20 protein-coding genes and 1 tRNA gene are annotated in these 26,441 nt (G+C 44.2%); 16 read left to right on the forward strand and 5 right to left on the reverse strand.

What is annotated here, in order from left to right; all coding sequences use genetic code 11:
- Positions 1–108 precede the first annotated feature (108 nt).
- The 5 genes from kdpB (at position 109) to AC1DV1_RS01110 (ending at position 7,280) form a co-directional block, all read left to right on the forward strand.
- Positions 109–2,136, forward strand: a complete 2,028-nt coding sequence (kdpB, locus tag AC1DV1_RS01090; protein WP_477353963.1) for a potassium-transporting ATPase subunit KdpB — start codon at positions 109–111, stop codon at positions 2,134–2,136.
- A gap of 106 nt (positions 2,137–2,242) precedes the next feature.
- Positions 2,243–2,809: a K(+)-transporting ATPase subunit C gene (locus tag AC1DV1_RS01095; protein WP_477353965.1), complete on the forward strand. Its 567-nt coding sequence runs from the start codon at positions 2,243–2,245 to the stop codon at positions 2,807–2,809.
- Positions 2,810–3,015: 206 nt separating this feature from the next.
- The gene (locus AC1DV1_RS01100) at positions 3,016–4,065 is read left to right on the forward strand and encodes an outer membrane beta-barrel protein (protein ID WP_477353967.1); all 1,050 of its coding nucleotides are present in this window, start codon (positions 3,016–3,018) and stop codon (positions 4,063–4,065) included.
- A gap of 372 nt (positions 4,066–4,437) precedes the next feature.
- Positions 4,438–5,565 carry a sensor protein KdpD gene (locus AC1DV1_RS01105; protein ID WP_477353969.1) on the forward strand — a complete coding sequence of 376 codons (1,128 nt, stop codon included), beginning with the start codon at positions 4,438–4,440 and terminating at the stop codon, positions 5,563–5,565.
- Between the two features lie 2 nt (positions 5,566–5,567).
- Positions 5,568–7,280, forward strand: a complete 1,713-nt coding sequence (locus tag AC1DV1_RS01110) for an ATP-binding protein (RefSeq protein WP_477353971.1) — start codon at positions 5,568–5,570, stop codon at positions 7,278–7,280.
- 181 nt (positions 7,281–7,461) lie between these two features.
- Here the strand turns inward: AC1DV1_RS01110 and AC1DV1_RS01115 are convergent, their stop codons facing one another.
- Positions 7,462–9,546: a beta-galactosidase gene (locus tag AC1DV1_RS01115; RefSeq protein WP_477353973.1), complete on the reverse strand. Its 2,085-nt coding sequence runs from the start codon at positions 9,544–9,546 to the stop codon at positions 7,462–7,464.
- A gap of 232 nt (positions 9,547–9,778) precedes the next feature.
- Here AC1DV1_RS01115 and AC1DV1_RS01120 point away from each other — a divergent pair, with 232 nt between their 5' ends.
- Positions 9,779–11,539, forward strand: coding sequence for a family 43 glycosylhydrolase (locus AC1DV1_RS01120; RefSeq protein ID WP_477353975.1), 1,761 nt, complete (start codon positions 9,779–9,781; stop codon positions 11,537–11,539).
- A gap of 49 nt (positions 11,540–11,588) precedes the next feature.
- Positions 11,589–11,747 (forward strand): hypothetical protein, encoded by a 159-nt coding sequence (locus AC1DV1_RS01125; RefSeq protein WP_477353977.1) that lies wholly within the window; start codon positions 11,589–11,591, stop codon positions 11,745–11,747.
- On the opposite strand, the gene AC1DV1_RS01130 is transcribed toward AC1DV1_RS01125, so the two are convergent.
- Positions 11,731–12,318, reverse strand: a complete 588-nt coding sequence (locus tag AC1DV1_RS01130) for a Fic/DOC family protein (RefSeq protein ID WP_477353979.1) — start codon at positions 12,316–12,318, stop codon at positions 11,731–11,733. The genes AC1DV1_RS01125 and AC1DV1_RS01130 overlap by 17 nt on opposite strands.
- A gap of 75 nt (positions 12,319–12,393) precedes the next feature.
- On the opposite strand from AC1DV1_RS01130, the gene AC1DV1_RS01135 reads away from it, so the two are divergent.
- Positions 12,394–12,894, forward strand: a complete 501-nt coding sequence (locus AC1DV1_RS01135) for a hypothetical protein (RefSeq protein ID WP_477353981.1) — start codon at positions 12,394–12,396, stop codon at positions 12,892–12,894.
- 48 nt (positions 12,895–12,942) lie between these two features.
- Complete coding sequence (locus AC1DV1_RS01140) at positions 12,943–13,899, forward strand: acetyl-CoA carboxylase carboxyltransferase subunit alpha (protein ID WP_477353983.1); 957 nt, start codon at positions 12,943–12,945, stop codon at positions 13,897–13,899.
- Between the two features lie 216 nt (positions 13,900–14,115).
- On the opposite strand, the gene AC1DV1_RS01145 is transcribed toward AC1DV1_RS01140, so the two are convergent.
- The gene (locus AC1DV1_RS01145; RefSeq protein WP_477353985.1) at positions 14,116–17,253 is read right to left on the reverse strand and encodes a glycosyltransferase family 117 protein; all 3,138 of its coding nucleotides are present in this window, start codon (positions 17,251–17,253) and stop codon (positions 14,116–14,118) included.
- Between the two features lie 212 nt (positions 17,254–17,465).
- Here AC1DV1_RS01145 and AC1DV1_RS01150 point away from each other — a divergent pair.
- From AC1DV1_RS01150 to AC1DV1_RS01180, 7 genes are all read left to right on the forward strand, one after another.
- Positions 17,466–17,536: transfer RNA gene (locus tag AC1DV1_RS01150), tRNA-Gln, on the forward strand.
- 176 nt (positions 17,537–17,712) lie between these two features.
- On the forward strand, positions 17,713–18,657 hold the full coding sequence (locus AC1DV1_RS01155; protein WP_477353987.1) for a ribose-phosphate pyrophosphokinase: 945 nt from the start codon (positions 17,713–17,715) through the stop codon (positions 18,655–18,657).
- 119 nt (positions 18,658–18,776) lie between these two features.
- Positions 18,777–19,361 carry a 50S ribosomal protein L25/general stress protein Ctc gene (locus tag AC1DV1_RS01160; protein WP_477353989.1) on the forward strand — a complete coding sequence of 195 codons (585 nt, stop codon included), beginning with the start codon at positions 18,777–18,779 and terminating at the stop codon, positions 19,359–19,361.
- 273 nt (positions 19,362–19,634) lie between these two features.
- Positions 19,635–20,642 (forward strand): aldo/keto reductase, encoded by a 1,008-nt coding sequence (locus AC1DV1_RS01165; protein ID WP_477353991.1) that lies wholly within the window; start codon positions 19,635–19,637, stop codon positions 20,640–20,642.
- A 40-nt stretch (positions 20,643–20,682) separates the two neighbouring features.
- Positions 20,683–21,153: an OsmC family protein gene (locus AC1DV1_RS01170; protein ID WP_477353993.1), complete on the forward strand. Its 471-nt coding sequence runs from the start codon at positions 20,683–20,685 to the stop codon at positions 21,151–21,153.
- 31 nt (positions 21,154–21,184) lie between these two features.
- Complete coding sequence (locus AC1DV1_RS01175) at positions 21,185–21,373, forward strand: DUF4172 domain-containing protein (protein WP_477353995.1); 189 nt, start codon at positions 21,185–21,187, stop codon at positions 21,371–21,373.
- Positions 21,374–21,398: 25 nt separating this feature from the next.
- The gene (locus tag AC1DV1_RS01180) at positions 21,399–22,298 is read left to right on the forward strand and encodes a Fic family protein (RefSeq protein WP_477353997.1); all 900 of its coding nucleotides are present in this window, start codon (positions 21,399–21,401) and stop codon (positions 22,296–22,298) included.
- 105 nt (positions 22,299–22,403) lie between these two features.
- Here AC1DV1_RS01180 and AC1DV1_RS01185 read toward each other — a convergent pair whose 3' ends face one another.
- Positions 22,404–23,777 (reverse strand): alpha-amylase family glycosyl hydrolase, encoded by a 1,374-nt coding sequence (locus AC1DV1_RS01185; protein ID WP_477353999.1) that lies wholly within the window; start codon positions 23,775–23,777, stop codon positions 22,404–22,406.
- A 42-nt stretch (positions 23,778–23,819) separates the two neighbouring features.
- Positions 23,820–26,273 (reverse strand): glycoside hydrolase family 31 protein, encoded by a 2,454-nt coding sequence (locus AC1DV1_RS01190; RefSeq protein ID WP_477354001.1) that lies wholly within the window; start codon positions 26,271–26,273, stop codon positions 23,820–23,822.
- Positions 26,274–26,441: the final 168 nt, after the last annotated feature.

Consider the following 26,441-nt stretch of genomic DNA (forward strand, 5'->3'; position numbering starts at 1 on the left):
AGGGGAGGACTTAAAAATTAAGTAATAAAGCAACAATCAAAAGTCATGCAAATCAAAAGTCTCCCCCTTCAGGGGGAGATTTAGAGGGGGCTTTTAAATTTTATAATCATGAAAACCTCAAATACATTATTCCAGGGCGATCAGATGAAGGAGGCTTTTAAACAGTCGTTCATCAAACTAAACCCACGCATACTGTTCCGTAACCCGGTTATGTTTACCGTTGAAATAGGAACGGCAGTAATGCTTATAGTAACCATATTTTCCTTTGCAAATAAAGGCCAGGGCAGCTTTGCCTATAACTTCACCGTGTTTTTGGTGCTGTTGTTAACGGTATTGTTTGCCAACTTTGCCGAGGCTATTGCCGAAGCACGTGGTAAAGCCCAGGCCGAAAGCTTGCGCAAAACCCGCGAGGAAACTCCTGCCCGCTTACTGGTTAACGGTAAAGAAACTATGGTAATGTCGAGCCAGTTAAAAAAAGGCGATGTGTTTATCTGCGAAACCGGCGATAACATCCCTACCGATGGCGAGATCATTGAAGGTATTGCTACCATTGATGAATCGGCCATTACCGGCGAATCTGCCCCGGTTATCCGCGAATCTGGCGGTGATAAATCATCAGTAACAGGCGGTACCAAAGTATTATCTGATAAGATAAAGGTTATGGTAACCACCCAGCCCGGCGAAAGCTTTTTGGATAAGATGATTGCGTTGGTTGAAGGTGCATCGCGCCAGAAAACACCAAACGAGATAGCTTTAACTATCCTGCTTGCAGGCTTTACGCTCATATTTGTTATCGTGTGCGTTACCCTGAAACCATTTGGCGATTATTCAAATACCCCAATAACAATAGCTGCATTCATCTCACTATTTGTTTGTCTTATCCCAACCACTATCGGTGGCCTGTTATCGGCCATCGGTATTGCCGGGATGGATAGGGCATTACGCGCAAACGTGATAACCAAAAGCGGTAAAGCGGTTGAAACTGCAGGTGATTTGGATACCTTGTTATTAGATAAAACAGGTACCATCACTATTGGTAACCGTAAGGCAACCAATTTTTATCCTGCCACAGGTGTTAGCAACGTCAGCTTTGTAGCCGCATGCGTATTAAGCTCACTGGCCGACGAAACCCCCGAAGGTAAATCGATAGTGGAACTTGCCAACGAGGATAAAACCTTACCTAAAGTGGTTGCCCCTGCCAATTCGGTATTTATCAAATTTACCGCCGAAACCCGCTCAAGCGGTTTGGATACGCCCGATGGTTTACGCATCCGTAAAGGTGCTTTTGATTCCATCCGTAACATTGCCTTAAAGGCCGGTCACCCCTTCCCTACCGAGGTTGAGGATAACGTTAAAAAGATCTCGTCAAATGGTGGTACACCGCTGGTAGTATCACAAAACGAGGAGATAATGGGTGTAATTGAATTACAGGATATTATTAAACCCGGCATTGCCGAACGTTTTGACCGCTTACGTAAAATGGGCGTTAAAACAGTAATGGTTACCGGTGATAACCCTTTAACAGCCAAATTTATTGCTGAGAAAGCAGGTGTGGATGATTTTATTGCCGAGGCTAAACCCGAGGATAAAATGAACTACATTAAAAAAGAACAACAAGGCGGCAAGCTGGTAGCCATGATGGGCGACGGTACAAACGATGCCCCAGCCTTGGCCCAGGCCGATGTTGGTGTAGCCATGAACAGCGGTACCCAGGCTGCCAAAGAAGCCGGTAATATGGTTGATTTGGATAACGACCCAACCAAGCTGATTGAGATTGTGGAAATTGGTAAACAATTGCTGATGACCCGCGGTACGCTTACCACCTTCTCAATAGCGAATGACGTAGCCAAGTATTTTGCTATTGTTCCGGCCTTATTTATGGTATCTATACCATCATTAAGGGCGCTGAATATCATGGCATTGCACAGCCCCGAATCGGCCATATTATCGGCAGTAATATTTAACGCCATCATTATCCCGCTGCTGATACCATTGGCCTTACGTGGTGTGGAGTATAAACCGATAGGTGCCAGCGCGTTGTTACGCCGTAACCTGTTGATTTATGGCCTTGGTGGTATACTGATACCATTTATAGGTATTAAATTAATTGACCTTGCCGTAGGCGTATTTATATAATTCAGATGTGAGATTTTAGATATGAGATTTGAGACGAGCTTCAAATCCGTATCCAGAGAAATCTCACCTCTTATATCTCAAATCTCATATCTAAAAAGAAAAGAAAATGAAAACATATTTGTTGCCATCAATCAAGTTAACTATCATCCTGATAGTAATTACAGCCGGTATCTATCCATTAGCTATAGCCGGTGTGGGCAAATTAACTCCCGGTCATGGCGATGGGGAAACTGTAACATATAAAGGCCGTGTGGTTGGTTATGCCAACGAGGGTCAAAAATTCACTAAAGACGAATACTTCTGGAGCCGTCCATCTGCAGTTGATTATAATGCTGCCGGTTCGGGAGGTTCAAACAAAGGCCCCTCGAACCCCGATTATTTGAAACAGGTAGAAGGCCGCATCCAGGATTTTTTAAAGCACAATCCTGGTGTAACCCGCGCCCAGATCCCTGCCGAACTGGTTACCGCATCAGGTAGCGGGATAGATCCTGATCTTTCGCCTGCAGGCGCAAAGGTACAGGTAGCCCGTGTTGCCAAAGTACGTGGCTTATCTGCCGATGTTGTAACCAAACTGGTTGACGAGCATACCGAAAAGCCATTATTTGGCGTATTTGGCCCATCAAAAGTAAATGTGCTGAAGTTGAATGTGGCTTTAGATGAACTAAAGAAATAAAAAGCCCCCTCTAAATCTCCCCCTGAAGGGGGAAGTTTTTGAATTAAGTAGTTAAAAAAAGCGGGGCCAGGTGCGATTCCCCTCTTGAGAGTGGGGAGGGGGGTGTTTAACCCGCGAAATGGCATAACACACCCCTGCTGCCGCACAATCCCAACGCGTCCCCTCTCGAGAGGGGAACTGAAAAAGTAAATGATTTTTATACATACATGAAAAAGACCTTCATATTAATACCTGCATTTTTACTATTAAGCGCTTTGATAACCAAAGCCCAGGACACTGTTAAAACAACATCCGATGCGCCATTGGTAATTTTTGGCTCGGTTGATACTTATTATAAATACGATTTTGCCAATAAAGGCAGCCAGATCCCAACCAGTTTTGCTACCGATCAAAATTCGGTTTCGATTGGGATGATAGACCTGGGGATTAAAAAGAAAGTTGGTAAAGCTGCCTTTTTAGGCGAAATGTCTTTTGGCCCGAGAGGGCAGGTACAATCTATACCCAACGGTACCAGCGGCGATTCATATCATATTCAAAATTTGTATGTATCTTATGATGTAACAACTAAACTGACGCTTACCGGCGGCTATATGGCAACATTTATAGGGTATGAAGTGATAAGCCCTATTGGTAATTTTAATTATTCCACATCATACCTGTTCACTAACGGTCCGTTCCAAAATGCCGGTGTAAAAGCTACTTATGCTTTTACCGATAAAATAAGCCTGATGGTTGGGGCATTTAACGATAACTGGAATGCCTACCAGGCTACCAAAAGGGTTAACAATTTTGGCGCGCAGCTGATGGTTATCCCGGTAAAGGGGTGGACTGCTTATCTAAATGTTATTACTGGAGGTTTGCAGGGAACAGAATTTGATTTGACCACGGCCTACCAAATAACAGATGCATTTAAATTAGGCTTAAACGCCGCTGACTATAAAGCTAACAGCGGTGTAACAGGTGGTTTTACCGGGGTGGCATTATATCCGCAATACGCAGTTTCTAAAGATGTAACCTTAGGCCTTAGGGGCGAGTACTTTAAAACAAAAACCGGTACCTATAGCTCGACAGCTGCTCCGGCACCTGGCGAAAACGTAACGGCTGTAACTTTTACTGCAAATATTAAGGCTGGTCCGCTGGCATTGATACCCGAGTTTAGGGTTGATAACGGATCGGCAAACGCGTTTAAAAATCACTCGGGCGACCCCACTAAAACGGCCTCGCAATTTGTGCTGGCAGCGGTGTACGCTTTTTAAGCCCCCTCTAAATCTCCCCCTGAATGGGGAGACTTTGGATTGCAGTTTTTTCTCAAGTCCTCCCCTTTAGAGGAGGATTTAGGTGGGGCTCAAGATATGTATGGATGGTTGTATAGTTAATTTTGGTTTAATTATATGTTAGTTTGAGAAACATTCATACCTTAAAAGGGGGGCCGCGAGGGCTCTCCCTTTTATGCCCCCTCTAAATCTCCCCCTTCAGGGGGAGACTTTTGATTTGAGTGGGTTTCAAACCTTGGTTGTAAACCAAAAATGGAATTTGTGCGGGTTTAAACATAATGGTAATAAGTATTAGATAAATTAATTTTTAAAGTCTCCCCCTTCAGGGGGAGATTTAGAGGGGGCTTGGGACTTATGAGCGACGAAAAAGAAAAATCGGTTGAGCATTTCCTGGAACTGATAAAAAAATCAAGGCGCGGGAAATTCAAGGTTTACATAGGCATGAGCGCAGGCGTGGGTAAAACCTTCCGCATGCTGCAGGAAGCCCAGGCTTTGATGCGTAACGGCATCGACGTTAAAATTGGCTACATTGAAACCCATAACCGCAAAGAAACCGTTGCTCAGTTGGAGGGTTTGCCGGTAATACCCCGCCGCAAACTGTTTTACAAGGGTAAAGAACTGGAGGAGATGGATTTGAAAGCCATCATTAGCCTGCGCCCCGAGGTGGTTTTGGTTGATGAACTGGCCCATACTAATATTGAAGGCAGCAGCAACGAAAAACGCTGGCAGGATGTGCTGGAGATATTAAACGCCGGTATCAATGTGATCAGCGCGGTAAACATCCAGCATATGGAAAGCCTGAACGAAGAGGTGGAGCGCATAACCGGGGCCAAAATAAACGAGCGTATACCCGATAAGGTTTTGCAACTGGCAGACGAGGTAGTAAACATCGACCTTACAGCCGATGAACTGATAGACCGCTTAAAGGAAGGCAAAATATACGATGAGAAAAAAGTGCCTATGGCGCTCAATAACTTTTTCCAGGCCGATAGAATTTTACAGCTGCGCGAACTGGCCCTGCGCGAAGTAGCCCACCAGGTAGAGCGGAAGATAGATATTGAGATACCCAAGACCATTAAACTACGGCCCGAGCTTTTTTTGGCCTGCATTAGTACCAATGACGAATCGGCCAAAATAATTATTCGTAAAACGGCAAGGTTGTCATCATATTACCGCTCTAAATTTTTTGTTTTGTATGTGCAAACATCAAGAGAAAGCAGCGATAAAATAAACCTTGCATCGCAGCGCCACCTCATTAATAATATGAAACTGGCAACACAACTGGGCGGCGAAGTGATTAAAGTGAAAAGCGACCGCATAGCTCAAACCATTTGGGAAACGGCCGAAAAATACGACATTACAACTATTTGCCTGGGTAAGCCACGCTTTAAATTTTACCAGGTTATTATGAAAACGGCGGTGTTTACCCAATTGTTAAATAAAATGTCAAAAACTGATATAGACCTTGTAATACTATCATAACCATGACTATTAAAAATAAACTCCGTACAGGCATCGGTTTCTTGTTTGTACTGGCGCTCACCTGCTGCGGGTTATCTGTTTACTTCCTTAATCGCCTGTCGGCCGATGCCGGGGCAATACTTAAGGATAATTATAAAACCCTGCAGTTTACCCAAAACATGCAGGACGCTATCGACGCAAATGATAAGACGCTTTCGCTAAAACAAATAGCGGTTATCGACAATAACCTTAAACTACAGCAGCATAATGTTACAGAAAAAGGCGAGCAGGAATTAACAGATTCATTAACACTTGTTTACACGCAAATAAAGCAGCATAATAACAATATAGTTGAGCAACTGCCTTTAAGGAGCCATGCCCGCCGGCTTATTTATAGTATTATGCATTTAAACATGGATGCTATTTCCCGCAAAAATGCCATAGCTGCCGATACGGCAAGCAGGGCAAATGTGCTGGTGGCCGTGAGCGCCTTTTTATTGTTCACCATCGCATTCACTTTCGCTGTAAATTTTCCGGGTTATATAGCCGATCCTTTAAAGGAATTAACAGCAAGGATAAAAGAAGTATCAAACCGTAATTACCACCAGCAGATAGACTTTCACTCCGATGACGAGTTTGGCGAATTGGGGCAGGCTTTTAATAATATGACCCGGAAACTGGATGAGTACGAGAACAGTAACCTGGCCAGCATCCTGTTTGAAAAAAAACGGATAGAGACTATTATTAATACCATGCACGATGCTATTATTGGTTTAGACGAAAAGCAGTTTATCATATTTGCCAACGAAGTAGCATGTAACCTGATAGGTATGACCACCGAACAGCTTACCGGTCGGTACGCGCCAGACATAGCGCTTGAAAACGACCTGCTGCGCAACCTGTTAATTAATGAACAGCCGCGCCTAAAGATTTTTGCCGATAACCGCGAAAGTTTTTACAGCCGGGATTCATTATCTGTGAGCAGCAAAAGTAAAGTGATAGGTAAGGTAATTATCCTTAAAAATATTACCGAGTACCAGCAGCTGGATGAAGCCAAAACCAATTTTATTGCTACCATATCGCATGAATTGAAAACGCCCATATCATCCATAAAAATGAGCCTGAAATTGCTGGAGGATGATCGCATAGGCAATGTAAACACCGAGCAAAGGCAGCTGCTGGAAAATATTGATGATGATGCCCGTCGCCTGCTGCAAATAACCGGCGAATTGCTGGATATGGCACAGGTAGAAACCGGTAAACTACAGCTTAACTTTGGCAGCACACATCCCCGTAACATTGTTGATTATGCGGTAAAGGCCATTAAGTTTACTGCCGATCAAAAGCATGTAAATATCAAAGTAAAATGCGACGATACCCTGCCCGAGGTACATGCCGACCTGGATAAAACTACCTGGGTACTTATCAACCTGTTATCAAACGCCATAAAATACAGCCACGAAAAATCAGTTGTGGAGCTAACCGTTAAAAAACATAAGAATGACGAGATTGAATTTTCGGTAAAAGATCATGGTAAAGGGATAGAAGAGCAATACTTGTCGCGGTTATTTGAGCGCTACTTTAAAGTACCCAACGCCACCGCCGACCAAACCGGCACCGGCCTTGGCCTTGCCATTGCCAAAGATTTTATTGAAGCCCAAAGCGGCCATATTGTGGTTGATAGCGAGATAGGGGCAGGCAGCAGGTTTGCCTTTACGCTGAAGAGGGCGGTGTAGCCCCCTCTAAATCTCCCCCTGAAGGGGGGGATTTTTAATTTCTAAAGCCCATTGCTCTCTAATTTAAACTTACGAAGTTTTTAAAACTTCGTAAGTTTTTTGCTTGGTGTTGTCGTCTCGTCAAATCAAAATTCGAAAAATCTGGAGAATCTGTTTAATCCAGGTTCAGACAAAATTACCCTCAATTCACCTCCACAATTTTAATCCCCCACGGCTCTAACTGCATAGCAGAGTTACTGTTCACGCTGTTTCCCGAAAATAACTCTTTCCCATTCCCATAAGGATATATAAAGTTTACTTCCTTATCCGAGTAATTAAAATAATAATGTACCGTTTTACCGGCCTGGTTTACGCCATACTTGGTAATTACCGGGAAAGCCAATTGCTGATCGGTACCCCAAAGACCGGCTTTTTTAACAGCGTCGGCCAATACTTTATCGGTAACTGCGCTTGTTGTAACGCAGCCAATGTAAGTTGCCAGGCCTTTGCCGTATGTGTTTTCGGTAATAGCCGCGTATTTGCCCCAAACCGGGTGGTCATAATAGGCCAGTACCTTTGCAGTGGTAGAGGTGATGAGTTCCATCCACGTATTAAGCTTTTTATCTTCCGGTTTCAGGTTAAAATCATCACCTTTTAAACCCACGTTTTCGGGCACCGTAAATTGGCTATAGTAAATTCCTAATGCTTCGTTTATTATGCCGGGTTGGTGGGTTGTGCGCACTTTAACATTTTCGTCGCTGAAGCCGCTTTTAAAGGTGTAGATGATGTGCCCGCCATTTTTTACGTAGCGGTTAAGTCGTTGTAACAAACTATCGGGTGCTGCATATAAAACCGGTACTACCAGTAGCTTATAGTTTTCTATGTTCAGGCTGGTGGGGTCAACAAAATCGCAGCCTACGTTCATGTGGTATAGGCCATCGTACAGCTGGCGTAGTACCTCGTTGTAGCCGGTGCGTACTCCCCATCCAAACCCAAAAGCTTTAAAGCCGGTAAGCGCCTCGTTGCTGAATAGTATAGCCACATCGTTTTTCTTTTTCAGATTGATGAGTTTCGGGCTCAACCGGTCAAAATCCTTACCGATGGTTTTAGCTTCGTTGTAAACCGGGTTGGGTTCAAAATCGTGGCTTAATAACCCTTTCCAATAGGTTTCGGCTGAGTTATGGATAGAGTGCCATGGCCAGTAGCCTACCATATTGGCGCCCGAAGCCAGGTGGCTAAAAGCCTGCAATCGCAGCTGTCCGGGGTAAGGCGTCCATTGGGCAAATCCCTGCGCTTCGGTTTCTATGGTCAAATAGTTTTTACCACCTTTCATCGATCGGGTAACATCGCCGCCAAAAGAAATCTCGGCGCCGGTAAGCTTATCCTGGCTGGGGTGATAGATGTCTATCCCCGCAATATCCATAGCTTTGGCAGCCGCAAAATGGTCAACCTCGGGCTGGATACCGAAAGAAGAGCCTCGCCAGTCCAGGTCGAAGTTTTGGGTGATAAATTGGTCGGGACGTTTGTACTCCCGCACAATGGCTGCCTGCCAGCCCAGGTATTGCGTAACCACCTGGCGCTGAAATTTGGCAAACTCAGATGAAAGGCTGCCATTGATGGTGTTATTCATCGATGGGAAATCTTCCCATGCATTAATGCGGTTGCTCCAGTAATCCAGGCCAAAAATGTGGTTAATATCATCCAGCGTTTTGTATTTAGCTTGCATGTATTTTACAAACAGCGCCTGCACATTTGGGCCCGATGTTCCGTATGATTTGGTTTCGTTATCAACCTGGTAACCAATAACCGCGGGATTATCTTTCACATGCTCCATTATCTTGCGGATCACCCGCTCGGCATACATCCTGAAATCGGTATTGGTAATATCCATATTTTGCCTTGGTCCGTATTGGTTTTGGCCTTGTGGTGTAATAGCTAAAATTTCGGGATGTTTTTTGGCCATCCAAGTTGGGATGGCATAAGTGGGGGTGCCGACAATCACTTTGATGCCACCTTTTTGCATGGCGGCAAGCACCCTGTCTATATGGGTAAAATCAAAAACACCATCCTGCGGTTCAACAGTGCTCCAGGTACTTTCGGCAATTCGTACTACGTTTATGCCGGCCTCCTTCATCATCTGCACGTCTTTGTCAAGGCGCTCGTAAGGCATATATTCATCGTAATAAGCTACGCCGTAAAGCAGCTTATTCATTTTGGGGTATTGCGCAAATGAAGCGGCGCAAAAAAATAATTGCACAATGAAAAGCAGCAGGAATCTCTTTTTCATAAAACTGGATTTTGGTACAAATTGGTTTACGCCATGAATCTACAAATTAATTGTGTTTTTAACACACAATAATAAAAAGTTTACGCTTTTAAGCATTGGTTGCCGGGTTTAGGCAAGCTTTTAGCCAAACCGGGCGCTTTTGTGCAGTAAATGTAGTAGTAAGCCATCTTTTAATTGTTGTTTAAAAACAGATATTAGCATCCTGTTATTACCTATATAAACCAGTGCATATATGATGAAGATAGCTGCCCGTATTTTACTGATACTATTGCTTTGCTTTTTCCTGCGGGATGCAGGCGCGCAAACCAAAAGGTTAACTTATTGCAACCCCCTTAACCTTGATTATGGTTACACACCCTTTGATAGTTTTGCAAGCTGGGGCAAACACCGCGCCACTGCCGACCCAACCATGGCCTTGTTTAAAGGTAAATATTACCTGTTCAGCACAAACCAGTTTGGTTACTGGTGGAGTGATGATATGCTGAACTGGAATTTTGTATACCGCAAATTTGTACGTCCCTACAACCAGGTTGCCGGCGATGAACTTTGCGCGCCTGCAACATTAGTTTTAGGCGATACCTTGCTGGTAATAGGATCAACCTATAATAAGGATTTTACGCTGTGGATGAGTACTAACCCTACCAAAGATGATTGGAAAGCTGCTAAAGACTATTTTAAAGTAGGCGCCTGGGACCCTGGTATGTTTGCCGATGATGATGGCCGGGTTTACATTTACCATGGATCGAGCAACACCCTGCCGCTTTACGGGCAGGAGATTGACAGGAAAACTTTTGAACCTATAGGCCCCAAAAAAGAAATGGTTAAGCTGGATCCCGAGAAACATGGCTGGGAACGATTTGGCGAGCATAATGATAACGTGTTTTTGCTGCCCTTTATTGAAGGCTCCTGGATGAACAAGCACAACGGTAAATACTACCTACAGTTTGGAGCCCCCGGTACCGAACAAAGCGGCTATGGGGATGGCGTTTTTGTGGGCGATAAGCCGCTTGGTCCGTTCACCTATCAAAAGCACAATCCGTTCTCGTACAAGCCCGGCGGCTTTGCAAAAGGAGCAGGGCATGGGGCAACCTGGGCCGATAAGTTTGGCAATTACTGGCATATCAGCACCATGGGTATTTCGGTGAAAAATAACTTTGAACGCCGTATTGGCTTTTGGCCTGCCGGTTTTGATAAAGACGGAACGCTGTATTGCAACACCGCCTATGGCGATTATCCCCAATATTTGGCCACCGGTGCCGAAGACCACCTGCGAAGCAACTTTACCGGCTGGATGATACTTAACTATAATAAGCCGGTAGAAGTATCATCAACCCTGGGCGCTTATTACGCCAATAACGCGGTTGACGAGGATATTAAAACCTATTGGAGCGCCAAAACTGCCAGCAAAGGCGAATGGTTTAAAACCGACCTGGGCGAAACAAGCACCATCAACGCGGTGCAAATTAACTATGCCGACCAGGATGCCACGTTTATGGGTAAATCAATGGGTGTTTATCACCAGTATATAGTTTATTCATCCGTAGATGGAAAAATATGGAAACCTTTGATTGACAAAAGCCAAAACAAAAAAGATGTACCGCATGATTATATCGAACTAAAAACACCCGCAAAGGCGCGTTACCTGAAAATGGTAAACCTGCACATGCCAACAGGAAAGTTTGCGCTATCGGGCTTCCGGGTGTTTGGTAAAGGAGCAGGCGCAAAACCCGATACCGTTCAAAACCTGATTGTGTTGCGTGGCGATAGCGAGCGCCGTAACTCGTGGCTTAAATGGAAACCTAATGATAACGCCACCGGCTACACTATTTATTTTGGCATAGCGCCCGATAAACTGTACAATAACATGATAGTGTACGGCAAAAACGAATTTTATTTTAGCGGGATGGATAGGGATTTACCTTACTATTTCCAAATAGAGGCCTTTAATGAAAACGGGATTTCGGCACGAACAAAGGTGGTAAAGGTGGAATAGGAAGCCGGGAACGTTTCGTTTTAGTGAAATGTTTTTTTATCTTTATATTATGAAATCGAAGATCGGTAAGATAGTAAAGCCCAGCGCTTCTTTACGTCAGGAAATTTTAAAGTCGATGATTGCTTCTTTTAAAATTGAAGGAATTCATATCTCTGAAGAAGATGCTGCCGCCTCATTAAAGAGGGTAGAGACTAAGCAGGGAAAATAGATGTGATAAATTCTTCCATCTTGTCATATCTCTTTTCGGCTGATTGTTGAACTGCTGCTACGTAAAATTCAAACTCTTTTTCGCTAATTTTTTCGAATTGTAAGGCATTGTAGCCTTGTTTTCTTGCCATCAAATTAGCCAATATTCGAGCTGTTCGCCCATTTCCTTCTCTGAAAGGATGTATGAATAACAACTCACCATGCACAATGGCAATATCTTTAATCAATTCGGTTTGGTTATTATAAGTATTGCGTAACTTAACGAGAATATCGCGCTCGAACATTAACATACTCTCATGAAGAAAGCGAGCTGCCGGAAAAGGAAAACCTCCCTTAGATAGATTTACATCGCGATATTTGCCGACAAATGTATATAAATGTCCTAAGGCTATTTTATGGATGTTGTTAATATACTTAATATTAAATTTTGTCCTTTTAGTTAGCGACTCTGTAAGTATCAATTCGGCCTCAAAAAAGCCGTTAAATTCCGACAAGAAAACTTTTTCGACTGACTTTAAACCAAGGATATTAGGCAGGATTTCGGTTTGATTATCGGGCGTATCGTATTTCATAACTACTGCTGCAATTTAAGAAATTAGAAGGTCAATGGCCCAGTTATTGTGGATTTTTCATAAACTGCACCATCTATGCTAAAAACAATACCTGTATTTATAATAACGCTGTTTACATATAGCGGAATTGTGGCACAAACGCCCGATAGCACCTTGAAAAAATCGCCGGTTAAAACTTTAACAGATGTGCAGTATTCGGCATTGTTAAAAGGGGATGATATTTATGGTATGCCGCCGGTGGCGTTGCTGAACCATTACCCAATGCCCGATGTGGCTATACAGTTTAAAAAGGAGGCAGCCCTTAGCCCCATACAAATTACTAAGATTGAAGCTATAGCTAAAGAGCTGAAGCGTAAACGAATTGAAATGGGTGGGTTTATTGTTACCAATGAAAAGAAGCTGGATGATTTGCTAAGCAAAGGAACCGACGAAGGCAGCATCATTTTTTATGGAAACCGTTCGGGCTTGTACTACGGCGAACTGCGGGATGCCATTTTAGTTGCCTGTTACAATACCTGGAAACTGCTATCGCCGGCCCAGATAAAAAAGCTGGAAACTTTGCAAAATCATAATTGATAAATTTGCCGATGGTTTTGTTTAATTTAGCGGCCCCAAATAAAGTGTATGAAAATAACTTTTGATTTTGAAAAACCCCTTGCCGAACTGATGCAGCAGATTGAAAAGGTGAAGCAGGTTGAAGATAAAAACAAGCTGGATATGTCGGCAACAGTTGCAGAACTGGAAGCCAAACTGGAAAGTGCAAAAAAAGAAATATACGGCAACCTAAACGGCTGGCAAAAGGTACAAATTTCCCGCCACCCCGAAAGGCCTTATACCTTGCAATATATTGAGCTGATGTGCGATGATTTTATTGAATTGCACGGCGACCGTACAGTTGGCGATGATAAAGCCATCATTGGTGGTTTTGGAACATTAAATGGCCAAACAGTGATGTTTATAGGCCAGCAAAAAGGCCGTAACACCAAAGAGCGCCAGTACCGCAACTTTGGTATGGCTAACCCCGAAGGCTACCGCAAGGCCCTGAGGCTGATGAAAATGGCCGAGAAGTTCAATAAACCGGTTGTAACCTTAATTGACACACCCGGAGCTTTCCCCGGCCTGGAAGCCGAAGAACGCGGACAAGGTGAAGCCATAGCCCGTAACCTGTTAGAAATGTCGATACTTAAAGTACCTATCATCTGCGTTATCATAGGCGAAGGTGCATCAGGTGGCGCATTAGGTATAGGTATTGGCGATAAAGTAATGATGCTGGATAATTCCTGGTATTCGGTTATTTCGCCGGAAAATTGCTCAACCATCCTTTGGAAAACCTGGGAAAATAAAGAACGTGCTGCCGAAGTTTTGAAGCTGACTTCTACAGAAATGTTAAAAAACAAACTGATAGACGGCGTTATTAAAGAACCCCTTGGCGGTGCTCACCAGGATCCCGTAGCTATGGCTGCCACGCTTAAAAAACAATTACTAAAAGATCTTAAAATCCTCAAAGAAAAAGACGTTACCGAACTGGTTAACGAACGCATCGAAAAATTCTGTTCGATGGGAGTAGTGAACGAGGGATAGTTTTCGGACTTGAATAACATATACCAAAAAAAGCGGCAATTGCCGCTTTTTTTGGTATAATCCCTTTTTTGTTACAAGAGCGTCTATTTTTAACGTATTCGGTCTTTAAGGTAAGGGAGGCCTGTCAGTCTGAGCCTGTCGAAGACTCGCGCGGAGAGGCCTTTGCCCGCTATGGTTCGACGGGCTCACCATGACAGCCCATTTAAATTCTTAATTCTATTTCCCCGTACCCATGCCTAATTTTTTCTCGTAATCCTTAAACTGCGCGTCAAATTTGGCTTGTAGCTGTGGCTGTTTGTAGGTTTTGGTAAATTCTACCAACCCATTTAGCATCGACATCGAGTATTGGATATCGCGGCTCTCCAACGTGGTATCGCCGCTTTGCAGCAGTGTTAAATTATAGGCCAGCAGGTTGGTTACGTAGGCATCAACCAGGTTGGCCAGTTTGTTGGCCATCTGGGTTTCGCCAAGGCGATAAGCGGTTTCAATCAGGTAATATTTACGGATAGCTATCTCGGTATTCGGGATGGTTTCCGGCATTACCTCGTCGTATTTCTTTAGCGCGTTTTTAGCCAGGTCGGGTTTCCCTTCTTTTAACAGGTTATCGGCCAGGCTGGAGTATAACCTCGAAATAAGTGGGTAAAACATGGTGTTTGATTCATGATCAAGATAGCTGGCTGTTTTCATGTTGCCCCATTTGTATTGGGTCATCATGTTATGGTACATTACCGGGGTGTTAATCAAATCGGCGGGGTTTGCAGCGGTATCCACTTTTAACGGCATCAGGCGGTTTGCAAAACCTTCGCTATACAAGTATTTGCCAAGGCCTATCAGGTTTTCATCGGGTACGGTGGTAGCAAAGTAAATTGGCCTTTTCCAGTTATTGTGGGCCAAAATATCCATCATGGCCAAAATATCCTTGGTTACGTACTTGCCGTTAAATGTCCAATCCATTTCTGGCGCTATCTGGTCCTTTTGGGCGGCAGGCACTGTTCCGTTTTTTACTACATCATCTGCATTAACTGTTATTTTGAATTTTTTGGTTGGCAGGTAGTTGCCTACATCGCCATTACCATATTCAACCATGGTTGCTTTATCATCCGAAGTAATAAAGTCAAAAACGTCCTTTAACTCGGTTGAGCCCGGCAGGTTTTTATCGCTTAAATAAACCACGTCGCGTACGCCCGCTTTAAATTTATCGTCGGGCATCGTAATTGGCAAAGGCTCCGATTCATTCATCTTATGTTTCATGCCCCGGATATACCAATCGGTACCCAGCAAGCTTAAATTGACGATGCGTACATCGGGCCTTACATTTTCAACTTCCTGTATATACCAAAGCGGGTAGGTGTCATTATCGGCATAAGTAAACAAAATAGCATTTGGCGCGCAGGAATTCAGGTAGTTGTAGGCCATATCATGCGGTGTAAGCTTGGTCGACCGGTTATGGTCGTCCCACTCCTGGCTGGCCATTAAAACGGGAGCAGCTAATAAACAAACCAAGGTTGCAACAATTCCGCTGGTTTTAGCATCAATTACTTTTCTTAAAAGTTCGGCTATGCCCATAACACCAAGCCCAATCCAAATGGCAAAGGCATAAAACGATCCGGCGTAGGCGTAATCACGTTCGCGGGGCTGTAAGGGGTCCTGGTTTAGGTAAAGTACAATGGCTAAACCGGTAAAAAAGAATAGAACCAACACCACACCTGCGTTTTTCTGATCGTTTTTAAAATGGAAGAACAAGCCTACTAGTCCAATTATTAATGGTAAAAAGAATAACCGGTTATAGCTTTTGCTTTGGGTAACCTCGGCAGGCAATGGCTTGTTAAAATTCCAGCCGCTTATCCAGTTGCCATCGGCGCCGCTGTTGCTGGTTTGGCCGTCAAGATCATTGGTACGGCCAACAAAATTCCACAGGAAATAGCGGGTATACATCTGGTTAACCTGCCAGGTGCCAAAAAAGCCCAGGTTGGTAGCAAATGTAGGTTTTTCGCCATCGGCCAGTTTGCTCCATGCACGGTAAAACTGCGCATGGCCGCCCTTATCGCTAAACATACGCGGGAAAATGGTATTACGATCATAAACGGTCGTCAGCTTTTTGCCTGCAACCTCGTACTGGGTTTTGCCGCGGCGGTAAATTTTGGCGCCTTCGGTTTGCTCGGTAGGGGTAGAATCAAAAAACTGGCCGTATAATAAAGGTGTATCGCCGTACTGATCGCGGTTTAAGTAGCTGTTGAGTGCAAAAGCATCCTGCGGATCGCTGTTATTCAGGTTCGGGTCGGCCTTGGCACGCACTACTATCATCACAAATGAGCTGTAGCCAAACAGGATAAATAAAAGGCACACAAAAAAGCTATTGAGGGCAAATCGTTTTTCACGAATTTTAATCCCGTACTCCAGCAAGGCCAAAATACCTATGCCAATAACTGCGCCAATAATGCCGGTACTGATACCCAGCGCCAATATAAAGCACACCGCCGAAGCTATAATGGCGGGCTGCGATTGTTTAATAGTATAATAAATGCCAAAAGCAATGGTGCCCACCAGCAAAACAAAAAATGCGATAGCGCCGCTGCCGAAGCCCATACCCAGGGTGTTTACAAAAAACAGATCGGAGAAGGCCGCGCCTTTAACCGTAAACTGGATAACGCCCCATAAAACAAAAGCTACTGATACCACTCCGGCAAAAAATGCCAGTAGCGTACCCTGGACGGTTATGGCTTTTGCCTTGCGGAAATAGATTACTAAAGCTATTGCCGGTATTACCAGCAGGTTTAACAGGTGAATGCCTATTGATAAGCCCATGATATAGGCAATAAAAACAATCCAGCGGTTGGCGTTGGGTTCATCGGCATGGGCATCCCATTTTAATATGGCCCAAAAAACTATGGCTGTACATAAAGAAGATTGCGCGTAAACTTCAGATTCAACTGCCGAAAACCAAAACGTATCTGACCATGCATAGGCCAAAGCACCAACCAAACCCGAACCTATAATAATGATCAGGCTGGCGATATTAATATCTTCGGCTTTTTTTACCAGTATTTTTTTAGCAAGCGCGGTAACCGTCCAAAATAAAAACAGGATAGTTGCGCCGCTGGCCAATGCCGAGGCCATATTAGCCCAGTAGGCAACCTTGGTGTTATCGCCCATAGATAGCAGCGTAAATACTTTACCTATCATGGTAAATAACGGAGCGCCGGGCTGGTGAGCTACCTGCATGCGGAAGATACAGGCTATAAATTCGCCGCAATCCCAAAAGCTGGCCGATGGTTCGAGCGTTAAAATGTAGGTAACGGTAGCGATAACAAAGGCTATCCAGCCAAAAATATTGTTGATCTTAGTGTAATTCATGTCAGGTACTTTCGTGTAGCAAAAGGCTTAATTGAGCCGAAATTAGCAAAAAACTATTATGATGCCGAAACCAAACGCCTTGCGCTAACTCTTTTTAATCATTTTTAGCTGTAAAACAGGCTTGTAAATACTTTTTTCAAATTCTGTTTTGAGAGTTAAAAAATCGTCTTATATTTGCATTCCTTTTCGGAGAATAAAACATCCAGGGAGATTGCCTGATAGTATAATGGTAGTACGACGGTTTTTGGTACCGTTTGTCTAGGTTCGAATCCTGGTCGGGCAACAAGAAATTTCGGATTTCGAATTTTTGATTTCGGATTTATTCCGTTTTAGAAAATCGAGGTCCGAATTGTATTTTAGGGGGTTGTTAACGGCCTGGTTCATTTTATTTTGGCTTGATAAGCAATTGAAAATTAACCAAATCCGAAATCGAACATCCGAAATTCAAAATTCAAAAAAATGCCATTACAATTTAATCCGGTTAAATTATTTGCAGGTTCGGGCTCAAAAGCACTGGCGCAAAAAATTGCTGAAGCCTATGGCCGCGAATTGGGCGATGTAGTACTTTCACGTTTTAGTGATGGCGAATTTCAACCACATTTTAATGAAACTGTAAGGGGATGCGATGTATTCCTGATACAAAGTACCCACCAGCCTAATGATAACCTGATAGAATTGCTGATGATGATTGATGCCGCCCGCCGTGCATCGTCGCATTATGTAAACGCGGTTATCCCGTATTTTGGTTTGGCACGTCAGGACAGGAAAGACAAACCCCGTGTAGCTATAAGCGCTAAACTGGTAGCCAATTTACTGGTTGCAGCCGGTATTAACCGCATCATGACCATGGATTTGCACGCAGCGCAGATACAGGGATTTTTTGATGTTCCGGTTGATCACCTGGATGCTTCTATCATTTTTGTGCCTTACATCAAAAGCCTTGGCCTTGGTAATTTAACCATTGCATCGCCGGATATGGGCGGCTCATACAGGGCACGCAGTTTTGCTAAGTTTTTTAATGCCGAGGTTGTAATTTGCGACAAACGCCGTAAACGCGCCAACGAAATTGAATCAATGACCTTGATTGGCGACGTAACCGACCAGGATATTGTATTGATTGATGATATTTGCGATACCGCCGGTACACTGGCCAAAGCCGCAGGCTTAATTATGGAACGTGGTGCACGCAGCGTACGCGCGGTTTGTACGCACCCCGTATTATCTGGTAAAGCTTACGAAACTATCGAAAACTCGGTATTAACCGAACTGATAGTTACTGATACTATACCGCTGAAGCACCAAAGCCCTAAAATTAAAGTATTATCAACTGCTGAATTGTTTGCAAAAGCGATAAGTAATGTAAACGAGCACGGCTCGATAAGCCAGCTGTTTAAGGTAGATTAAGTAGTATGTCCATAGCCAATGGTTGATAGTCCATGGCGGTGAACGTATATTGAATGAATAAAGCAAATCCATGGTCTATTGACCAAGGACTTAATAAATAAATAATAAAATAAAAAACAATGAAATCAATTGCTATTAGCGGTTCTCCAAGAGAGAACGTAGGGAAAAGAGACGCTAAAGAACTGCGTTACCAAGGCTTAGTGCCTGCAGTACTTTACGGTGGGCCAACCCAAACCCACTTTTCAGTGTCCGCAGCTGATTTGAGAGCCGTAGTTTACACTCCGGTTGTTCATTTCATCGATCTTGAAGTTGCTGGTGTTAAATCACAGGCTATTATTAAAGATTTGCAGTTTCACCCTTTAACTGAACAAATTATCCACGTAGACTTTTTGTTGCTTGACGAGAAAAAGCCTATCTCTATCGAAATCCCTGTTAAATTAACCGGAACTTCGCCAGGTGTTAAAGTGGGTGGTAAATTAGTTCAAAAACTAAGGAAACTGCGCATCAAAGCATTACCTAAAGATCATTTAGATGCTATTGAAGTAAGTATTGCAGCTTTGGAAGTTGGTAAATCAGTAAAAGTGGCCGAAATTAAATTGCCAAACTTAACTATTACCAATGCACAGGAAGATACTATCGTGTCTGTAACTACTTCACGTGCATTACGCCAGGCTGAGCAGGAAGCTGCTTCAGGTAAAAAATAATTTTTACCTCCTGGTAAAAAAGACGCGATCGGGCTTTGCCTGGTCGCGTCTTTTTTTGAGCAAGAATTTCTGTGGCAAAAGCAAGGGTTTTAAACGAGTGTTCTATCTGGACTTACCTTTGCATGTAAAGCAAACAAAAAATGACTTTATACTTCCGGCTAAAGACTTTTGACTTAACGTTAGCTGTTTGAATTTCGTAATATTTAGTTTGATACGTATAACCGCATCGCTTTGCAGGTTGTTTAAATTTGTATCAACAAAAATATAATACCTATGAAATACAGAAATTTAGGGAATACCGGCGAGAAACTATCGGCCATTGGCTTAGGCTGTATGGGCATGAGTTTCGCCTATGGGCCGATAGATAATGACGAATCATTGGCCACGTTAAACCTGGCGCTCGACCTCGGCATTAACTTTTGGGATACTGCCGATATGTATGCCAACGGCAAAAACGAAGAGCTGATAGCCAAAGTACTGAAACAAAACCGCGATAAAGTATTTATAGCTACCAAATTTGGTTTCAGGGTGCGGGATGTAAACGCCCCTTATGCAGGTAGTGGCACCTCGAATGTTTATTTCGATGCCTCGCCGACCTATATGAAAACAGCCGTTGAGCAAAGCCTCAAACGACTAAATATTGATACCATCGATTTATACTACGCGCATCGCATTGATCCCAATGTGCCTGTGGAGGAAATGGTAGGAGCCATGGCCGAATTAGTTAAGGAAGGCAAGGTACGTTACCTTGGTTTATCAGAAGCATCGGCTGCAAGTATCCGTAAAGCACACGCTGTGCATCCTATTGCTGCCCTGCAAAGCGAGTATTCATTGCTTACCCGCGATGTAGAGAACGAAATATTACCGGTACTGCGCGAACTAAATATTTCATTGGTGCCTTATAGCCCGCTATCGCGCGGCCTGGTAACCAATACCCTAAATAAAGAAGGACTTGCCGATGGCGATTTTCGCAAAACACTGCCCCGTTTTAACGAGGACAACTGGGACAATAACCAAAAACTTGCCCACGAATTTGCTGCCCTGGCACAGCAAAAAAATGTTGCACCTGCACAATTAGCTTTAGGTTGGGTGCTGGCACAGGGCGATGATATTATCCCTATTCCCGGCACTAAAAAACGCAAATACCTGCAGGAAAACGCAGGAGCTGTTGATGTGAAACTATCGGCTGCGGATTTGCAGGAGATTGATGATCTGTTAAAAAAATATCCTGATACCGGCCAACGTTACTATGAGGCATCTTTAAAGATGACCAATCTGTAATTTTATTTAGGGGTGTTTATTTTTATGGTGATATTAGATCATGAAAGATCATCACTATAAAACCACCATCACCTGGACAGGTAATACCGGTGCCGGAACCAAAGATTATAGATCATATGAACGTGCCCACACCATCAGCATTGATGGTAAGCAGGATATTTCAGGCTCCTCAGATCCAAGTTTCAGGGGGGATAAATCCCGTTATAGTCCAGAAGACCTGTTGCTTTCATCAGTAGCTGCCTGCCACATGCTGTGGTACCTGCACTTGTGTTCGGTGGCGGGCGTGGTGGTAATCGCGTATGAAGATAACGCAGAAGGTACTATGGTTGAAACCAGCGACGGCGGCGGCTATTTTACCGAAGTAATATTAAAGCCGGTGATTACCCTTAAAGAAGCCACCATGCAGGCCAGGGCGGATGAGTTGCACCACGAGGCTAACAAATTATGCTTTATAGCCAACTCGGTTAAATTCCCGGTTTTGCACCAGGCGGAGTATCGGATGGAGGACTGAAGGGTGCCTTGAAGAATCAAATGCGGCGAATATGTATATACATCAACTAAAGGCCTGGCCAGATTTTACCTGGGATGCGGAATTTGTGCTGCCTCAACTGGGGAATGTGCGACATCGGCAGGGCCTCATACTTGGCCAGATGAACGCTTTGGGCTTTAAGTTAAAGGAGCACGCGTTGTTGGATACTTTAACGCTTGATGTAAAAATCGAGCGAAATTGAAGGGGAACTGCTTAGCACCGACCAGGTGCGGTCATCAATAGCCCGCAGGCTTGGAATTAATTTAACTCACCCCGTTAATGCAAGCAGGGATGTTGAAGGCGTGGTAGAAATGATACTTAATGCCACACAGCATTATAACGAAATTTTAACAGACGACCGGTTATACGGGTGGCATGCAGCCCTGTTCCCTACCGGGAGGACCGGCATGCACAAAATAACAGTAGGAGCCTGGCGAACACCCGATGCCGGGCCGATGCAGGTAGTATCCGGGGCAATAGGAAAAGAGAAAATTCATTTTGAAGCCCCTGACGCAACATTGCTTCCACAAGAAATGATTTTGTTTTTGAATTGGTTTAACGGGCAAAATGACCTTGATCCGGTAATTAAAGCCGCTATAGCGCATTTATTGTTTGTTACTATTCATCCATTTGACGATGGCAATGGAAGGATTGCCAGGGCGTTAACCGATATGCAGTTGGCACGTGCCGATAATAGCCCGCAACGATTTTACAGCATGTCGGCGCAGATCTTAAAAGAAAAGTCTGTTTACTATAATCTATTGGAAAAAACGCAAAAGGGAGATTTGGATATCACTGAATGGATCAGTTGGTTCCTCGATTGCCTTGACCGTGCGATGGATAGTACTGTACAAACTTTATCGGGTGTTTTTAGCCGCTTTAACTTTTGGGAGCGTCACGGAAATACGGCTTTGAATAGTCGCCAGCGGCAAATGATCGGCACATTATTGGATGATTTTTTTGGCAAGTTAACAAGTTCCAAATGGGCGAAAATGGCCAAATGTTCGGCAGACACCGCTTTAAGGGATATACAGGATTTGGTTGAAAAAGGGATACTTGAAAAAGAAACAGGCGGAGGCAGAAGTACCAGTTATATATTGTTGTTATCAGATGTGGGGGAGCTATAATACCCTTCCCCCTTTAAAAGTAAATCACCGCATCGCGCGGTGATTTACAAAACCCAAAGGGATCAGAGACCAAGCTGCCCTTTGATATAAAAAGTAAACAAGAAGTTATCTTTTGAGCGCCAGGTATTGATATGGCTGTATGGTTAATTGAGTGCCTAATGTGATGTTGGCTTTGGTAAAACCATTTGTCCAGGTGGTGCCTTGTAAGGCAGCCGGAACGGCGTAGGTAATGCTGCTGTTTTTTGAATTTACCAGCACCAATACATCATCCGCTGCCGTCTTTTTCTCGAAGGATACAATATCATTATCGTTATAGGCGATTAATGTTCCTGTTTTAACAGCCTCGTGCGCCTGGCGGAAGGCTATAATCTTTTTGTATTCGGCAATCATATCCGGGTTGGCGGTATAATCTACCTTTACGTTGTTAAAAAAGTTGATGGAATTTGGATAGCCAACTTCCTGGCTGCTGTATATCAATGGCACACCATCCATATAGGCTGCCAAAACAAACGCGGCCAGTGCACCCTGCTTGCCTTTATACTCGCTGATGGTGCTGCCATCTGACGAGGCATTATCATGGTTGGTAATATATCTTAACTTAATACCATTGGCCGGTAGCGAAGCTTTTTCGGCAGTGTTTGTTGAGAATAGGGCCGATGGGTTGGATGTGCCTGCAAATAAGGTTTTAAGTGTACCGTAATAGCTGAACGCAAAATTCATCTGGAAACCCGCGCTTATTTCGGGGCCTTTGGTGCCCTCAGCTAAATAGATCAGTTTATGGGTGGTAATTTTATTTAAAGTATCTATTGCCTGTACCCAGAAATCATTAGGGATATTATCGGCAAAATCGCAGCGGTAGCCGTCGATATTGGCAGTATACACCCAGTATTTCATGGCCTTGGTCATGGCGGCACGCATGCTGGTGTTGTTGTAATTTAAAGCGGCAACATCAGCGTAGTTTGTGCCTGGCGGAATAATGATATTACCCGATGCATCCTGCTGGTACCAGTCTTTATTCTGGATCCAGGCATTATCCCACGAGGTATGGTTGGCTACCCAATCCAATATAACGGCTATACCCAGCGTATGCGCTTTGGCCACATAAGCCCGCAAGTCATCCAGTGTGCCAAAATCGGAATTTACAGCCGTGTAATCCTTAACCGCGTAGGGCGATCCTGAAGCTTTAAGCACCCCTACCGGGTAGGTTGGCATCAGCCATACCACGTTAACGCCAAGCGCTTTGATAGAATCTAAGCGGGCCATCGCGCTACTTAAGCCAACCGGCGAGTAGGTTTTTAAATTCACCTCGTACATCACAATATCCTTGGTTGCGGGCACGCCGGTAAAAGGGGTGCCGTATTGTGCAGGGTCGGTATTGGTTGGGGGTGGGGTGGTGCCGCCGTCATCTGTTGTTGGCGATTTTTTGCCGCAGCCCAGTAGCGAGCCTATCAGCATTATAAATAGAATTAAACTGTTCATCTGGTTTTTTTTGTTACTCTTGATCATACTCACACGTCCTTTTTAATAATTTATCTGGATGTTATTTGGTGCATTACTGATGGTTACCGTTTTAACAGGGCTGCTATCGGGCCTGTTTATGCTCCCTTGCGGGTCGGTATTTGCTGCGGCACCTAAAAACGCGATGCTGCTATCCTGTAGCTTTAAATTGCGGTTGCCTGCTTTAACTGATGTTGATTGTTCAAAGCCGTGCAGCACCAGCCTGATGTATTTAAAATTGGTTTTAAAGCTCCCTTCTGCCTTATCAAATGTGATGGTTTTTTTATCGGGATCAAAACTGATCATACGTTTATAAAAATCACCTTTCTGGTAGCTGAAGCTTTTGCCATCATCCTCGTAATACACAAAATGATTGGCTTTGCTTCCCTTGTATACATCCACGGCGAGCGTATCGGTAGGTAATTCGGCAGTTGATTGGGTAAGGGACTGCATGGGGATAATGCTACCGCCTTTTACGTAAACCGGCAGTTTGCTAACCGTTAGCGGGATAGTTACCTCCTGTGCGCCTTTTTGTTCGGCCCCGGTGTACAGATCATACCAGTTGCCTTCTGGGAAATATACCTTGCCAAAAGCCGCGGTACTTTCAAAAGGGGCAACCATAAAGCCGTTACCAAACTCGTACTGGTTTTGGTAGGTGGCGTCCATTACTTTCGGGTCAAAAGTATAATTGATAGCCAGCGAGCGCATTACCGGCAAACCGTTTTGCGTCGACTCATAAAAGCTGGAGTATAAATAAGGCATTAACTGGTAGCGTAAGCTGATATAGTTTCTTGCAATGTCCAGCACATCCTCGCCAAAAGCCCATGGCTCGGCTGCGCGGCTGTTGAGGGCGGTGTGGTTACGATAGTAGGGGATAAATGCGCCAAGCTCAATCCAACGGGTATATAAAGACGTGCTGGGATTGCCTGTAAACCCGCCAATATCCATCCCTGTAAATGATACGCCGCTTAGGCCAAGGCTGTTCATTAAACGTACGCCCAACAGCATGTGGTCTTCTTCGGCACGGTTATCGCCTGTCCATATGGCCGAGTAGCGCTGCAAACCTGCATATCCCGACCGGCTCAGGATAAAAGGGCGCTCTTTAAAGTGCTCCAAAGCGCCTTCGTAGCTTGAACGTACCATTTCTAATCCATACACGTTATGCGCCTGTAAATGGGTAGTTGGGTGGCCGTCATAATCAAACAAAACATTATCCGGCATTTTTTGGCCCCAGGTAGATATTTCGTTCATGTCATTCCAAATACCGCTTACGCCCGATTTGGCAAAAAAATCGACCTGGCTGCGCCACCATGCCCGGCCTTTATCGCTGGTAAAATCGGTAAAGTTGCACCAGCCCGGCCAAACCTGGCCTGTGTAAGGTGTACCATCGGGGTATTTAATATACACATCTTGTTTCAGGCCGCTTTCGTAAGCCGGTGCACCTTTTTCAACCTTAATTCCCGGGTCTACAATAACGGTAAGCTTCAGGTTCATTTTGTTGAGCGCATCGGTCATTTTTACAGGATCGGGGAAACGGCTTTTGTTCCAGGTGAATAGTTGGTACCTATCCATGTAATGAATATCAAGAGTAATACCATCAGCCGGGATTCGCTTTTCGCGCAGGGTTTGGGCTATACGCATTACCTCGGCTTCGGGGTAATAGCTGTAACGGTTTTGCTGGTAGCCTAAAGCCCATTTTGGGGGCAGAGGCATGCGGCCGGTAAGCCAGGTGTAGGAGGCAATAATATCTGCCATTTTTTTATGGTAGATAAAATAGTAGTTCATTTCGCCGCCATGCGCGCCGAATGATGAGAAGCGGTTATTGCTGGCACCAAAGTTAAAGTCGCTTTGGTAGGTGTTATCCATAAAAATACCATAGTTTAACCCATGGTGAATGCCGGCATAAAAAGGGATGGTGGAGTAAAGTGGATCGGCCATGGTACTGTAGCCATATACATCCGAGTTCCAGTTGGTATAGGCATTGCCCTTGCGGTCAAGGTTGCCGGTTTTTTCGCCAAGGCCTACAAAATGCTCATCATCCTGCATTTTTTTATAGGTAGTTACCGCATCGTTTACCCAGGATGTGGTTAAACCAGGTTCGTCCTGGTTAATTATCTTGCCATCGATTGTATAAAATGTTACGCTGAAAGGTTTCTTTTGGATTACCGCTTTTAATGAGTCGGTGCTGATATCAATCTCATTATCCGTTTGGCTGATCTGCACTTTTACAGCCTGCGCTTTGCCAACCACAGCGTACGAAAAATCGGCACCCAATACCTTTTTATCCAACCGCACCCGAATTATGGATGGGCTGTAAACAGATACGCTGCCGTAAGCATTGGTTGTTTTTAAAGAAACTTCCTGTTGCCCTATGGTAACGGTTTCGATATTGCCGGGCGTTACTACCGGCAATTGCGCCATAACACATGGCAAGTTTAAAACGCAGGCAAGTAAAAGTGTGATCGTAGTAAATTTCATGTATAAAAAGGGGTGGTGAATTGTTATCGGGAAGGTAACTGGCAGTAAAAAATCAGGAGCCCGGCAAACCCGGTTACTCCTGAAAATCAACTAATGCACACTTTTAAATCCCGTTAACATACTCAAAGTATAATAAAAAAGGTATGATGTAAGGCAGCAAACGCGCTG

Source organism: Mucilaginibacter sp. P4_D1 (assembly GCF_056401935.1).

Excerpts from the sequence above, each read along its gene's own strand:
- kdpB (WP_477353963.1), top strand. The coding sequence starts at position 109 with ATGAAAACCTCAAATACATTATTCCAGGGCGATCAGATGAAGGAGGCT.
- AC1DV1_RS01095 (WP_477353965.1), top strand. The coding sequence starts at position 2,243 with ATGAAAACATATTTGTTGCCATCAATCAAGTTAACTATCATCCTGATA.
- AC1DV1_RS01100 (WP_477353967.1), top strand. The coding sequence starts at position 3,016 with ATGAAAAAGACCTTCATATTAATACCTGCATTTTTACTATTAAGCGCT.
- AC1DV1_RS01105 (WP_477353969.1), top strand. The coding sequence starts at position 4,438 with ATGAGCGACGAAAAAGAAAAATCGGTTGAGCATTTCCTGGAACTGATA.
- AC1DV1_RS01110 (WP_477353971.1), top strand. The coding sequence starts at position 5,568 with ATGACTATTAAAAATAAACTCCGTACAGGCATCGGTTTCTTGTTTGTA.
- AC1DV1_RS01115 (WP_477353973.1), bottom strand. The coding sequence starts at position 9,546 with ATGAAAAAGAGATTCCTGCTGCTTTTCATTGTGCAATTATTTTTTTGC.
- AC1DV1_RS01120 (WP_477353975.1), top strand. The coding sequence starts at position 9,779 with ATGATGAAGATAGCTGCCCGTATTTTACTGATACTATTGCTTTGCTTT.
- AC1DV1_RS01125 (WP_477353977.1), top strand. The coding sequence starts at position 11,589 with ATGAAATCGAAGATCGGTAAGATAGTAAAGCCCAGCGCTTCTTTACGT.
- AC1DV1_RS01130 (WP_477353979.1), bottom strand. The coding sequence starts at position 12,318 with ATGAAATACGATACGCCCGATAATCAAACCGAAATCCTGCCTAATATC.
- AC1DV1_RS01135 (WP_477353981.1), top strand. The coding sequence starts at position 12,394 with ATGCTAAAAACAATACCTGTATTTATAATAACGCTGTTTACATATAGC.
- AC1DV1_RS01140 (WP_477353983.1), top strand. The coding sequence starts at position 12,943 with ATGAAAATAACTTTTGATTTTGAAAAACCCCTTGCCGAACTGATGCAG.
- AC1DV1_RS01145 (WP_477353985.1), bottom strand. The coding sequence starts at position 17,253 with ATGAATTACACTAAGATCAACAATATTTTTGGCTGGATAGCCTTTGTT.
- AC1DV1_RS01155 (WP_477353987.1), top strand. The coding sequence starts at position 17,713 with ATGCCATTACAATTTAATCCGGTTAAATTATTTGCAGGTTCGGGCTCA.
- AC1DV1_RS01160 (WP_477353989.1), top strand. The coding sequence starts at position 18,777 with ATGAAATCAATTGCTATTAGCGGTTCTCCAAGAGAGAACGTAGGGAAA.
- AC1DV1_RS01165 (WP_477353991.1), top strand. The coding sequence starts at position 19,635 with ATGAAATACAGAAATTTAGGGAATACCGGCGAGAAACTATCGGCCATT.
- AC1DV1_RS01170 (WP_477353993.1), top strand. The coding sequence starts at position 20,683 with ATGAAAGATCATCACTATAAAACCACCATCACCTGGACAGGTAATACC.
- AC1DV1_RS01175 (WP_477353995.1), top strand. The coding sequence starts at position 21,185 with ATGTATATACATCAACTAAAGGCCTGGCCAGATTTTACCTGGGATGCG.
- AC1DV1_RS01185 (WP_477353999.1), bottom strand. The coding sequence starts at position 23,777 with ATGAACAGTTTAATTCTATTTATAATGCTGATAGGCTCGCTACTGGGC.
- AC1DV1_RS01190 (WP_477354001.1), bottom strand. The coding sequence starts at position 26,273 with ATGAAATTTACTACGATCACACTTTTACTTGCCTGCGTTTTAAACTTG.